Annotated in this window: 12 protein-coding genes; 4 read left to right on the top strand and 8 right to left on the bottom strand. The window is 64.9% G+C overall.

Translation table 11 applies throughout. From position 1 onward, the window contains the following. Positions 1–27 precede the first annotated feature (27 nt). Both Q2941_RS29065 and Q2941_RS29060 read left to right on the top strand, forming a co-directional pair. Entirely contained in the window at positions 28–645 is a 618-nt protein-coding gene (locus tag Q2941_RS29065) for a PepSY domain-containing protein (protein ID WP_254112494.1), read from the top strand. 280 nt (positions 646–925) lie between these two features. After that, the gene (locus Q2941_RS29060; protein WP_458194516.1) at positions 926–1,963 is read left to right on the top strand and encodes an aspartate-semialdehyde dehydrogenase; all 1,038 of its coding nucleotides are present in this window, start codon (positions 926–928) and stop codon (positions 1,961–1,963) included. Positions 1,964–2,093: 130 nt separating this feature from the next. On the opposite strand, the gene queA is transcribed toward Q2941_RS29060, so the two are convergent. The 5 genes from queA to coaD all read right to left on the bottom strand — a co-directional run bounded on the left by queA (position 2,094) and on the right by coaD (position 5,276). Next, positions 2,094–3,167, bottom strand: coding sequence for a tRNA preQ1(34) S-adenosylmethionine ribosyltransferase-isomerase QueA (gene queA, locus Q2941_RS29055; protein ID WP_458194515.1), 1,074 nt, complete (start codon positions 3,165–3,167; stop codon positions 2,094–2,096). Between the two features lie 122 nt (positions 3,168–3,289). Further along, positions 3,290–3,754, bottom strand: a complete 465-nt coding sequence (locus Q2941_RS29050) for a peptidylprolyl isomerase (RefSeq protein WP_449382537.1) — start codon at positions 3,752–3,754, stop codon at positions 3,290–3,292. Then, positions 3,751–4,158 carry a hypothetical protein gene (locus Q2941_RS29045; RefSeq protein ID WP_458194514.1) on the bottom strand — a complete coding sequence of 136 codons (408 nt, stop codon included), beginning with the start codon at positions 4,156–4,158 and terminating at the stop codon, positions 3,751–3,753. The genes Q2941_RS29050 and Q2941_RS29045 overlap by 4 nt, the downstream gene beginning before the upstream one ends. Positions 4,159–4,166: 8 nt before the next feature. Further along, positions 4,167–4,742 carry a peptidylprolyl isomerase gene (locus Q2941_RS29040; protein WP_458194513.1) on the bottom strand — a complete coding sequence of 192 codons (576 nt, stop codon included), beginning with the start codon at positions 4,740–4,742 and terminating at the stop codon, positions 4,167–4,169. Positions 4,743–4,778: 36 nt separating this feature from the next. After that, on the bottom strand, positions 4,779–5,276 hold the full coding sequence (gene coaD, locus Q2941_RS29035; RefSeq protein ID WP_458194512.1) for a pantetheine-phosphate adenylyltransferase: 498 nt from the start codon (positions 5,274–5,276) through the stop codon (positions 4,779–4,781). Positions 5,277–5,525: 249 nt separating this feature from the next. Here coaD and Q2941_RS29030 point away from each other — a divergent pair, with 249 nt between their 5' ends. Beyond that, on the top strand, positions 5,526–5,783 hold the full coding sequence (locus Q2941_RS29030; protein WP_027526918.1) for a hypothetical protein: 258 nt from the start codon (positions 5,526–5,528) through the stop codon (positions 5,781–5,783). A 192-nt stretch (positions 5,784–5,975) separates the two neighbouring features. Further along, positions 5,976–7,829, top strand: a complete 1,854-nt coding sequence (locus tag Q2941_RS29025; RefSeq protein WP_027526917.1) for a potassium transporter Kup — start codon at positions 5,976–5,978, stop codon at positions 7,827–7,829. An 18-nt stretch (positions 7,830–7,847) separates the two neighbouring features. On the opposite strand, the gene Q2941_RS29020 is transcribed toward Q2941_RS29025, so the two are convergent. From Q2941_RS29020 to Q2941_RS29010, 3 genes are all read right to left on the bottom strand, one after another. After that, complete coding sequence (locus Q2941_RS29020) at positions 7,848–8,630, bottom strand: hypothetical protein (protein WP_254112497.1); 783 nt, start codon at positions 8,628–8,630, stop codon at positions 7,848–7,850. A 127-nt stretch (positions 8,631–8,757) separates the two neighbouring features. Continuing rightward, positions 8,758–11,496: a DNA gyrase subunit A gene (gene gyrA / locus Q2941_RS29015; RefSeq protein ID WP_027526915.1), complete on the bottom strand. Its 2,739-nt coding sequence runs from the start codon at positions 11,494–11,496 to the stop codon at positions 8,758–8,760. Between the two features lie 168 nt (positions 11,497–11,664). Further along, positions 11,665–12,063, bottom strand: coding sequence for a DUF2306 domain-containing protein (locus tag Q2941_RS29010; RefSeq protein ID WP_458194511.1), 399 nt, complete (start codon positions 12,061–12,063; stop codon positions 11,665–11,667). Positions 12,064–12,158: the final 95 nt, after the last annotated feature.

Here is a 12,158-nt window from a genome sequence, read left to right as displayed (position 1 = left end):
CCTGCACCTCCGCACGGGGTGAAGACGATGACGGCACCGATGCGCGCTCCGAAACGCTGGAAATCACTGCTCGTGCTCGCCCTGTTGGCGGTCCTGCTCCCTGCCCCGGTCTATGCGACCACGGCATCGATCGACGCGCGGGCCTCGCTTCGGAGCGAGGCCGACGACGGCGCCGTCCTGGATCAGCGGGCGGTCGAGCGCGAGCTCGCGCGGTTCCGCGGCTCCGCGATCTCGCTGAGGCAGGCGATGGCGATCGCCGAGGCACAGCATGCAGGCTCGACGACGGCCGACGTCAGTTTCGACGGCGCCGCCGCCTCGCCGGTCTACCGCGTGAAGACCCTGCATAATGACCGCGTCTGGCAACACGCGATCGACGCCACAACCGGCAAGATCGTCGGCGGCGCCGCCGCCTCACCGCTCGACGAGTTCGACGCCGATGACCGCAGCAACCTCGCCACCCTCAAGACCATCCAGCACCGGCTGGCCGACGCCGTGCGCGTGGCCGAGCACGCGGCCTCGGGCAAGGCGATCAGCGGCGGCATGGTCCGCGAGGGCGGCCGGCTGAATTTTGCGATCGTCGTCATGAGCGGCAACGACCTCAAGGAGGTCATCCTCGAGCCGCCCGGCGCCGCGAGCCGGCGGTAATACCAGGTGCCCGTTCAGTTACAGCCCGGATCTGCCTGAAAAGCCGTTGACGGCGGCAAAACTCTCCCGCATAAGTCGCCGCCATGATGACCGCGACGAAACGCACGACGAAAACCACCACGGCCTTCGGGGCCCGGGGAGGCGTGCGCGCGTAGTCGTCGACTTTACGCATCAGCTCAACCGAAGCCCCGCCCTCGTGGTCCGGGGCTTTTTTTATGCCTGCAAAGCACGATCCGGAAAAGTGGACTCCGGTTTTCCGACAAGATCATGCTCAACTGAAATGGAGGAGAATGTGAGTAACGATCCCGTCGTCGCGATTGTCGGCGTCACCGGTGCGGTGGGCGCCGAATTCATCGCCACCATGGACAAGCGTGGTTTCCGCGTCGGCAAGCTGAAGGCGCTGGCCAGCGCCCGCTCCGCCGGCAAGACGGTGTCGTTCCGCGGCCAGCCGGTCGTGATCGAGGAGCTGGGCGAGCGCTCCTTCGACGGCGTCGACATCGCGCTGTTCTCCGCCGGCGGCAGCATCTCGAAGAAGTACGCGCCGATCGCGGTGAAGGCCGGCGCCGTCGTGGTCGACAACTCCTCCGCCTTCCGCATGGATCCGAACGTGCCGCTGGTGATCCCCGAGATCAACGCGAGCCGCATCCGCGACCACAAGGGCATCATCGCCAACCCGAACTGCGCCGCGATCACCGCACTCGTGCCGCTGTGGCCGATCCACCAGAAGAACCGTATCAAGCGGCTGATCATTTCGACCTATCAGGCCGCCAGCGGCGCCGGTGCTGCTGCGATGGAGGAGCTCGTCGAATCCACCCGCGCCAATCTCAACGGGCAGGTCTATACGCCCAGGGTGATGCCGCACCCCTACGCCTTCAATCTCTTCAACCACAACACCGCCGTTGATCCAGAGACCGGCTACAACGACGAGGAGACCAAGGTCATCAAGGAGACGCGCAAGATCTTCGAAGACGAGAAGATCGCCATCGGCGTCACCTGCGTCCGCGTGCCGGTGCTGCGCGCCCATTGCGAGGCCATCACCTTCGAATGCGAGAAGCCGATCACCGAGGACCAGGTCCGCGCGATCATGGCCCAGGCGCCCGGCGTAAAGGTCGTGGACGACCGCGCCAAGAACTACTTCCCGATGCCGATCGACGCCTCGGGCCAGGACGACGTCCTCGTCGGCCGCATCCGCAAGGACCTCAGCGATCCCTCGGGGCATTCGATCTCGATGTTCGTGGCGGCGGATCAGTTGCTAAAGGGCGCGGCGCTCAACGCCGTGCAGATCGCCGAGCTGCTGCCGCAGCGCGTGATGGCGTAGCTTGTCGATTACTCTCGTGCCCCGGACGCAGCGCAGCACAAAGTGATGCGCTGCTGAGCCGGGGCCTAGCTGGGTCCCGGCTCAGCGGTGCATCGCTCGCGCGCTGCACCGCGTCCGGGACACGAGAACCTTACTGGTCTGCCCGAAACAACAGGCACGCATCGCCATACGAATAGAACCGATACCCCTCCGTGATCGCATGCGCATAGGCCTGCCTCATCGTCTCGAGCCCCGAGAATGCCGACACCAGCATGAACAGAGTCGAGCGCGGCAGATGGAAATTGGTCAGCAAGATATCGACCGCGCGGAAGCGATAGCCGGGGGTGATGAAGATCGCCGTGTCGGCCGCGAAGGCCTGGATCGTGCCATCCTCATCGGCTGCGCTCTCCAGTAACCGCAGCGACGTCGTGCCGACCGCGACGATGCGGCCGCCGTTCTTCCGCGCCGTGTTCAGCGCATCCGCCGTCTCGGGAGAGATCGTCCCCCATTCCGCGTGCATCTTGTGGCCTTCGGTGTCGTCGACCTTCACCGGCAGGAACGTCCCAGCCCCGACATGCAGCGTGACACGGTTGAGGCCGACGCCGCGCGTGCGCAACGCCTGCTCCAGCACGGGCGTGAAATGCAGGCCGGCGGTGGGCGCCGCGACCGCGCCTTCATGCGCAGCGAACATGGTCTGATAATCGGCCAGGTCCTGCTCGTCCGGCGTGCGCTTCGAGGCGATGTAGGGCGGCAGCGGCGGGCTGCCGAGATCTGATATCGCCTGATCCAGCGTCGGCCCGTGGAACGAGAACGACAGCGTCACCTCGCCCTCGGTGCCCTTGGCTTCGACCTCGGCATCGAGATGGCCAAGCAGGCAGACCTTGCCTTCGTTGCCGAAGCGGATGCGGTCACCAGCGACGAGCTTCTTGGCCGGCTTTACCAGCGCCTGCCAACGCGAACCGTCGAGCCGCTTGATCAAGGTCGCCTCGATCTTCGGCTCGGTCTCGCGGCCGATGCGGCGTCCCCTGAGCTGCGCCGCGATCACCTTGGTGTCGTTGACGACGAGCTGGTCGCCCGGCTTCAGCCATTGCGGCAGGTCGGAGATGAGCTGATCGCGCAGCGCGCCGCGCTCCACGACCAGCATCTTCGCGGAGTCGCGCGGATGCGCCGGGCGCAGCGCGATGCGCTCGGCGGGCAGATCGAAATCAAAGAGATCGGTGCGCATAATCTTGAGCCACCATCGTCATTCCGGACGCCGCGCCACAAGCGCGGCGATCCGGAATCTCGATATTGTGGCGCGACATTCCGGGTTCGCGTTAGCGCGCGCCCCGGAATGACGATTTCTGGCTACTCCTTGTCCGCCGCCATGCGTGCCTTGACGATCTTGTCGGGATTCATCACGGGCTCGCCGCGCTTGATCTTGTCGACGTTCTCCATGCCCGCGGTGACCTTGCCCCACACGGTGTACTGGTTGTCGAGGAAGCGGGCATCGTCGAAGCAGATGAAGAACTGGCTGTCGCCGGAATCGGGGTTGGCGGCACGGGCCATCGAGGCGGTGCCGCGCACATGCGGCTCCTTGTTGAACTCGGCCTTCAGCTTCTTGCCGGAGCCGCCGGTGCCGGTGCCGTGCGGGCAGCCGGTCTGCGCCATGAAGCCGTCGATCACGCGATGGAACACGATGCCGTCGTAGAAGCCTTCGCGCACCAGCTCCTTGATGCGCGCGACGTGGCCGGGCGCGAGGTCGGGCCGCATCTCGATGGTGACGGGGCCCTGCGTGGTTTCGAGGATCAGGGTGTTTTCGGTGACGCTCATGTTCTTCTCTCTTGGGTTGGGGGTGAAGTCTTCCGGCCGTGGAACTGGACCGCGAATGGACGCCCCGCAGCGGCGCCGGCCATCGTTTCGGTAAATGGCATCGGCGTGCAGCGTTGCAATGCCTCCATCACCGCGATCCGGTACTGCAACCGGTCATCGTCGGAGGCCTCGGCGGACTCGTAGGTAATCCGCGGATGGCCCAAAATGTCTCCGGCGCGGTTAAAGCTCACGACGACGGTAATGTCGATGGGGCGAGCCTTTGCCGGCGGCGGCGGTTTCCAGCAGCGGCCCAACCGCACAATGACATCGCGGATGGTATTGACCTTGTCGTCCTGCGCAGACGCGCTCGTGCCAAGCAGGAGCACCGCGGCAGCTACAAGGAGCTTTTCGCCGCGGCGCGCCATCGTCTCTCCTATTTGATGTCGGCGGCGACCTGCACCTTCACCATCTTGTCGGGATCGGTGACGGTGCCGCTTCCGGAGCCAGGCGGGGCCTTCTTCAGCTTGTCGACGACGTCCATGCCCTGCACGACCTCGCCGATCACGGTGTACTGGCTGTCGAGGCTGCCGCCGTCCGCGAACATGATGAAGAACTGCGAATTGGCGCTGTCGACGCTATCGCCGCGGCGGGCCATGCCGACGATGCCGCGGGCGAAATGCACCTTGGAGAATTCCTGCTTCAGGTTCGGATATTTCGAGCCGCCGGTGCCGTTGCCGTTCTGGCCGTCGCCAGTCTGCGCCATGAAGCCGTCCATCACGCGATGAAACGGCACGTTGTTGTAAAAGCCCTCGCGCGCGAGCTGCTTCAGCCGCTCGGCATGCTGGGGCGCAAGATCTGTGCGCAGCTTGATGACGACGCGGCCTTTGGTGGTGTCGATGACGAGCGCGTTGGCCTTGTCGAGGCCCGCCGGCAGGGTCTGGGCGACCGCAGGGGCAATGCCGATCAACGCGGCAAAGATCGTGGCAAGGATTGCGAGACGACGGATCATGAAAACTCCGGATCAGATGAGATGAAACGCGCGCCGTTAGCTGGCGAATTTTGCCTTGAGCAGGCTTGCGACGAGCGGCGGTACGAATGCCGAGACATCCCCGCCCATGCCGGCGATCTGGCGCACCAGTGTGGCGGTGATCGGGCGGACCATGGGTGAGGCCGGCAGGAAGACGGTGTGCACCTCCGGCGCCATGGCCTCGTTCATGCCGGCGAGCTGCATCTCGTAGTCGAGGTCGGTGCTATCGCGAAGACCCCTGATCATGATGGTCGCACCGTGCTTGCGCGCCGCGGTCACGGTCAGGTCGTCGAAGGTCGTGGCTTCGAAGGCGCAGCCGGCCTGGGCGGCGATCGGCCCGCAGACATCGTGCAGCATCTGAAGCCGCTCCTCGGTCGAGAACAGCGGCTTCTTGCCGGGGTGCACGCCGAGCGCCATGACCAGCCGGTCGCACAGGGTAACGGCATGCCGGACCACGTCCAGATGGCCGTTGGTGATGGGGTCGAAGGAACCCGGATAAAAGGCGATACGCGGCATGGCCTCCTCCTACCGCGCCACGCCCTGCCCGGCAAGCCGGCCAGGTTCCCTGCCCGCTTTTCCTGCGAAAGCCTGTCGGAATCCCCTGAACTGTTTCGTCCTGGGGGCAGCGACGAAACAAAACGGATGGCGAACGAAACCATTTTCGCCATCCGCGAAGACGTCCGGAAACTGGCCATGGTTACTAATCCGCCCAACGAAATGACGGGCCGCAAACAGGCGCAGCGGCCGCATCACAGGGGACCGTCGATGATCAAGGCTCTTTCAGCGATCGCTGTTGCTGCGTGCGTTGCCGCGGCTCTTACCGTGCTGCCCGGTTTCGCTCCGACCGTCGAAGCCAGCGTGCCGCAGCCTCTCGCCAAGGGTGACCGGCTGGACATCCGCGTCGTTGGCAAGGATTGCTCGCAGCAAGCCTGGCCGAACTTCGAAGCCTCCTGCCTGCGCCGCGCCGACACCAAGGCCAACGTCCGAGAGGTGCGCCTTGTGACCGCCGACCGGACGCCGTAGGCCAACGCTGCCTAATCCGGCGTCATCCGGCGTCACACAAACCCCATGGAAATTTGCGACGTCTCGTCGCAGACTGAGCTGACGATCGCGCCCCCCGGATAGCCCGGCGGGCGCGTCGCCATGAGGGGGTTGCCATTGTCCAGTACGCCTGCTGTTGCTACCGGCCACCATCCCGATCCGCTGCCGCTTGCCATGACCATGGGTGCCCTCGGGGTCGTCTATGGTGATATCGGGACCAGCCCCCTTTATGCCCTGAAGGAAGCCGCCAAGGCGGCCGCCCATGGTGGGACGGTGACACAGGACGCCGTGCTCGGCGTTGCGTCCCTCATCCTGTGGGCGCTGCTCCTGATCATCTCGCTGAAATACGCGCTGCTGATCCTGCGCGCCGACAACCGCGGCGAAGGCGGCATCGTGGCCCTGCTGGCACTGCTGCATGCTCGTCAGGCGCAACCAGGCACCTGGCGCGCGCATCTCCTGGTGGTCGGCCTCGTCGGCGCCGCCCTGCTCTATGGCGATGGCGCGATCACGCCGGCGATCTCGGTCCTGAGCGCCATCGAAGGCCTGAAAGTGGATGCGCCCTCGCTCGCGCCGGTCGTGGTGCCCATCACCATCGTCATCCTGATCGGTCTCTTCATGATGCAGAAGCAGGGCACCGGCTTCATCGGCCGGATCTTTGGCCCCGTCATGCTGGCCTGGTTCGGCGTGCTCGCCGCGCTCGGCATCCACGGCATCGTCAAGGCGCCAGCGGTGCTGGCTGCGCTGAGCCCGCTCTATGCCTTCGAATTCCTGATCCACCAGGATTTCCACGTTTCCTTCGCGATCCTCGGCGCGGCCTTCCTGGCGGTGACCGGCGGCGAGGCGATGTATGCCGACATGGGGCATTTCGGGCGCTTGCCGATCCGGCTCGCCTGGTTCGCCATCTGCCTGCCGGCCCTGGTGCTCAACTATTTCGGCCAGGCCGCGCTCCTGATCACCGACCCCACGATGATCGAGAATCCGTTCTTCCAGCTCTGCCCGGATGCGCTGCATTACCCGCTGGTCGCCTTCTCGGCGGTTGCGACCGTGATCGCCTCGCAGGCGATCATCTCGGGCGTGTTCTCGCTGACCCAGCAATCGATCCAGCTCGGCTTCCTGCCGCGGATGCAGATCCGCCATACCACGAGCCATGCGATTGGCCAGATCTACGTGCCGCTGGTGAACTGGCTGCTCGCCGCCGCAACGCTCGGCGCGGTGCTCTCCTTCGGCACCTCGGATGCGCTCGCCGGAGCCTATGGCATCGCGGTGTCGCTCCTGATGGCGATCACCACGCTGCTCGCCGCGCTGGTCGCAATCCAGTGGGGCTATTCGCCCTGGCTCGTGGTCGCGGTCAACGGCTTCTTCTTCGCGATCGATGTGATCTTCTTCGCAGCCAATTCGATCAAGCTGTTCGAGGGCGGATGGTTTCCGCTGCTGCTCGCCGGCCTCGTCGCCTTCCTGATGCTAACCTGGCGCAGCGGCGTAAAACTCGTCGAGCACGCCCGCGCGCGGCTACGCCAGCCCGAGGAGGATCTGATCGAGACCGCGGTCAACAAGTGCCGCGCCCGCCTGCCCGGCACCGCCGTCTATCTCGCTTCGGCGCCGAGAGGCGTGCCGCTCGCGCTGACGCAATTCGTCAAGCACAATCGCGTCCTGCACGAACGCGTGCTGCTCGTGACCGTCCTGATCGAGGAAATCCCCCACGTGCCCGACGAGGAGCGCACCGAGGTGATCGAGATCATCCCGGCGATCACCCGCGTGGTCCTGCATTACGGCTTCATGCAGAACCCGACCATCTATGAGGGGCTGAAGCTCGCCTGCCGGCAGGGCAAATTGCCGGGCATCGACCTCTCCGACATCACCTACTATGTCGGCCGCGAGACCATCATCCCGCGCGAGGACGTCCCGGGCATGTGGGTCTGGCGGGAGTCGCTGTTCGCCTTCCTGCAACGCAACGCCGAACGTTCCGCGGCATTCTTCGGCGTGCCGACTGGACAGGTGGTGGAGTTCGGCACGGAGCTGGAGATCTAGCGAGCCGGACCGGCGCAACTACCTCTGCGTTGCCGGCACCCGCCGGACCGTCCAGCCGTCGTTGAAACGCACCAAGACTGCGTCGCACTTATCGTCCGGACATTTCTGCTCGGTGTCGGCTGGAAATACGCGCAGCGCGACGTGATCCTCGTCGATCCAGCGCTGATGGCGCCATTCGAACAGCGCGTCCTGCGCGTGCTTCCATTGCAGCGCAGGCGCGTCGCCTGCAGTCGAGCCGACGGCGAGGTCATACTCGCCGCCGTGCGCATAATCGTTGTCGATAACGAGAAAATTCGTGCCGTCATCCGAAAGGAATGGCACGCCAGGGAGAAGCAGCTTGGCCCCCGTGCGTGCGCTGACGAGCTCGACGCCGCTACCCTCGTAATACTTAGCCGCGATGGAATAGACGTGGGCTACCGGATGGTAGCCGGCAAACCAGTACTGAACGCAATGCTGCACGTCGTCGGTCTCACAGGCCTTTGTATCGGTCCGATAGATTTTTGACGTGCCGTTCTCGAGCTGCAGCGTCAGCAAATCGCCCTTCCGGCTCGCGCGCTTTCCGTACTCGCGCAGGCAGACGGGCTCCCGGGCGTCAAGCTTCTGATCGTCGATGTCGGCGCGGCACGTGTCGGCGACGGCGTTGGCAGCCGGCTGCGCAGCCGCCTGCCCGGCCAATGCGGCGCCAAGCAAACCAACGACAAAAAGAATGCAGATGACGCGCACGTTCCCGGCGAGTCCGTAAGTTGCTAGCGGATGACGGATCGATCCCCGGACACTACTCAAAGTGACGAGCGGCGGCAACTCTGCCGCCTTCTGCGCTGAGTTCGTAGCCCGGATGGAGCGAAGCGCAATCCGGGTTCTTCGTGATGTCAGGTGCTGTCCCGGATTTCGCTTCGCTCCATCCGGGCTACGCTCCTACGCACCGTAACTAGTGTCCGTTCCCGTTCTCGCCATTGCCGTTCTCCGCCTCTTCCGTGATGTGCTCGACCGAGACGACGTGCTCGTCCTCGGCGGTGTCGAACACGATCACGCCCTGCGTGGAGCGGCCGGCGATGCGGATGCCTTCGACCGGGCAGCGGATCAGCTGGCCCTTGTCGGTCACAAGCATGATCTGGTCGGCCTCCTCGACCGGGAAGGACGCCACCAGATTGCCGTTGCGGTTGTTGACGCTCATGGCGACGATGCCTTTGCCGCCGCGGCCCGTGGTGCGGTACTCGTAGGACGAGGTCCGCTTGCCATAGCCGTTGACGGAGACGGTCAGCACCACCTGCTCGGCCGCCGACATCTCGACATAGCGATCCTGCGAGAGCTCGCTCGCGCCTGACGTCTCCTCGGTTTCGGCCTCTGCGACCTCATCCGTCGCACCTTCGCCCGCGACCGCGCGGCGCATCTTCAAGTACGCCGAGCGTTCGTCCGAGGTCGTCTCGACGTGGCGCAGGATCGCCAGCGAGATCACCTTGTCGGCCCCCGCCAGCGCAATGCCGCGGACGCCCATCGAGGTGCGCCCGGTGAACACGCGCACGTCGGTGACGGGAAAGCGGATGCACTGGCCGCCGGCGGCGGTCAGCAGCACGTCGTCGCGCTCGGTGCAGATCTGCACGTCGACGATTGATTCATTGTCGTCGAGCTTCATCGCAATGATGCCGGAGCGGCGGACGTCGACGAAGTCGGACAGCTTGTTGCGCCGGACATTGCCGCCGGTGGTGGCGAACATCACATCTAGCTGGCCCCAGGTGGATTCATCCTCGGGCAGCGGCATGATCGTGGTGATGCGCTCGCCCTGCTCGAGCGGCAGGATGTTGATCAGCGCCTTGCCGCGCGCGTTCGGCGCCGCCATCGGCAGACGCCAGACCTTCTCCTTGTAGACCTGGCCGCGCGACGAGAAGAACAGCACCGGCGTGTGCGTGGAGGCCACGAACAGGCGCGAGACAAAATCCTCGTCGCGGGTCTGCATCCCGGCGCGTCCCTTGCCGCCGCGGCGCTGGGCCCGATAGGCCGACAGCGGCACGCGCTTGACGTAACCGGCATGGGAAACCGTGACGACCATGTCCTCGCGCTGGATCAGGTCCTCGTCCTCGACCTCGCCTTCCTGCTCCATGATCACGGTCCGGCGCGGGGTGGCGAACTCCGCCTTCACCTCGGCGAGCTCGGTCTTGACGATGTCGAGGATACGCGCGCGCGAACGCAGGATGTCGAGGTAGTCGCCGATCTCGCCGGCGAGCTTGGACAGCTCGTCGCCGATCTCATCGCGGCCGAGCGCCGTGAGGCGCGCGAGGCGCAATTCCAGGATGGCCCTGGCCTGCTCCAGCGACAGACGGACGGTGCCGTCCGCATTGATGCGGTGGCGGGGATCATCGATCAGCGTGATGATGTCCTCGACGTCACGCGCCGGCCAGTCGCGCGTCATCAGGGTCTCGCGCGCAGCGGCCGGCGTCGGCGAAGTCCGGATCACGCGAATGATCTCGTCGATATTGGCGACCGCAATCGCAAGACCGACCTGCTCATGGGCGCGCTCGCGCGCCTTGCGCAGCTTGTACTTGGTGCGGCGGGTGACGACCTGCTCGCGGAAGCCGACGAAGATCGTCAGCATATCCTTCAGGTTCATCGTCTGCGGACGGCCGGAGTCGAGCGCGACGGCGTTGACGCCGAAGCTCGTCTGCAACGGCGTGAACTTGTAGAGCTGGTTCAGCACCACGTCGGGCACGGCGTCGCGCTTGAGCTCGACGACGACGCGGTAGCCGTCGCGGTCGGACTCGTCGCGCAGATCGGAGATGCCCTCGATCTTCTTCTCTTTGTAGAGCTCGGCGATGCGCTCGACCATCGTCGCCTTGTTCACCTGATACGGAATCTCGGTGATGACGATCGCCTCACGTTCTTTCCGGATCGTCTCGAACTCGACCTTGCCGCGCATCACGATCGAGCCGCGTCCGAGATGGTAGGCGCTGCGGATGCCCTGGCGCCCCAGGATGATGCCGCCGGTCGGGAAATCCGGACCTGGGATAATGTGGTTCAGTTCGTCGATGGTGAGCGAAGGATTGTCGATCAACGCCAGGCAAGCGTCGATCACCTCGCCCAGATTGTGCGGCGGGATGTTGGTGGCCATGCCGACGGCGATGCCGCCGGCGCCGTTGACCAGCAGGTTCGGGAACCGCGCCGGCAGGACCACCGGCTCCTTGGTCGAGCCGTCATAATTGTCCTGAAAGTCGACCGTCTCGCTCTCGATGTCCTCGAGCAGTTTGAGCGCGATCTTGGTCAGGCGCGACTCGGTGTAGCGCATCGCCGCCGGCGGATCGCCGTCGACCGAACCGAAATTGCCCTGCCCGTCCACGAGCAGTTCGCGCATCGAGAAGGGCTGCGCCATACGCACCAGCGCGTCATAGATCGCCTGGTCGCCATGCGGGTGGTATTGGCCCATGACGTCGCCGACGATGCCGGCGGACTTCTTGTGCTTCTTGTCGGGGGTATAGCCCTCCTCGTTCATCGAGAAGAGGATGCGCCGGTGCACCGGCTTCAAGCCATCGCGCGCATCGGGCAGCGCGCGCGCCACGATCACGCTCATGGCGTAATCGAGGTAGGACTTCTTCATCTCGTCGAGGATCGAGATCGGGCGAATATCCGAAGGATGCTCCGGCTTGTCGCCGGGCTTGTCGTTGTCGTCGTCAGCCAAGGGGGAATCCGGTGAGTTCTTGTCCGGGAATCATATAGCGCATCGAGGGTCTGATAACCACCCTGGCAAGGCTCCCGGGAAGCGCTTTTTCCGCTTATTTTTCCAACGACTTACGGCTCCCGCGAAGCCTCCTTTGGAGCGACGGAGCAGGCCGAATGGAACCCTGCCTTATGAGCCGAAAATCACGTGATGCATGATGCGTCCCGGCAGCAGCGTGAACAACCCTGCGACCACCAGCGCGCCGATGAACATGAAGATCATGATCCGCCGGTGATCGGCGACGCGATGGGTATGCGCCCGCCACACCGCGAGCGGCAGCATCACGAGCGTGAAGATCGAGAGCAGATGAATCGGGCTGAACGGCCCGACCAGCCGGATCTGGTGGATCCAGAACGATGACGCGGCCACGATGGCCATGAGTGCCACCCAGATCCAGCCAACGGTCCGGTGCGGCAGGGTGCCCTTGGGAGCCGCGAACTGGACGACGCCGAGCACGAAGGCAGTCATCGCTGCAAAGGCGTGGAGCGGAATGGCTGGAGCGGCGTCAAGCAGCGGCGCGAGCATCATGGCTGAGGCATCCCGGTGATGGCGCCTCGAGAAGCCGGCGCGGAACGATGTAAATAGCATTAACATGAAGTGAATGCCATTCACATCGCTGGGCG

Source organism: Bradyrhizobium sp. UFLA05-153, assembly GCF_054185185.1.
The sequence above is the reverse complement of the archived record's forward strand: the minus strand, read 5'-3'. Positions and strand labels throughout refer to the sequence as shown.

What these genes read in the sequence shown, in the direction of transcription:
- Q2941_RS29045 (WP_458194514.1), bottom strand. Translation starts at nt 4,158, where the DNA reads ATGGCGCGCCGCGGCGAAAAGCTCCTTGTAGCTGCCGCGGTGCTCCTG.
- Q2941_RS29040 (WP_458194513.1), bottom strand. Translation starts at nt 4,742, where the DNA reads ATGATCCGTCGTCTCGCAATCCTTGCCACGATCTTTGCCGCGTTGATC.
- Q2941_RS29010 (WP_458194511.1), bottom strand. Translation starts at nt 12,063, where the DNA reads ATGATGCTCGCGCCGCTGCTTGACGCCGCTCCAGCCATTCCGCTCCAC.
- Q2941_RS29060 (WP_458194516.1), top strand. Translation starts at nt 926, where the DNA reads ATGGAGGAGAATGTGAGTAACGATCCCGTCGTCGCGATTGTCGGCGTC.
- Q2941_RS29050 (WP_449382537.1), bottom strand. Translation starts at nt 3,754, where the DNA reads ATGAGCGTCACCGAAAACACCCTGATCCTCGAAACCACGCAGGGCCCC.
- Q2941_RS29030 (WP_027526918.1), top strand. Translation starts at nt 5,526, where the DNA reads ATGATCAAGGCTCTTTCAGCGATCGCTGTTGCTGCGTGCGTTGCCGCG.
- queA (WP_458194515.1), bottom strand. Translation starts at nt 3,167, where the DNA reads ATGCGCACCGATCTCTTTGATTTCGATCTGCCCGCCGAGCGCATCGCG.
- Q2941_RS29065 (WP_254112494.1), top strand. Translation starts at nt 28, where the DNA reads ATGACGGCACCGATGCGCGCTCCGAAACGCTGGAAATCACTGCTCGTG.
- coaD (WP_458194512.1), bottom strand. Translation starts at nt 5,276, where the DNA reads ATGCCGCGTATCGCCTTTTATCCGGGTTCCTTCGACCCCATCACCAAC.
- Q2941_RS29025 (WP_027526917.1), top strand. Translation starts at nt 5,976, where the DNA reads ATGACCATGGGTGCCCTCGGGGTCGTCTATGGTGATATCGGGACCAGC.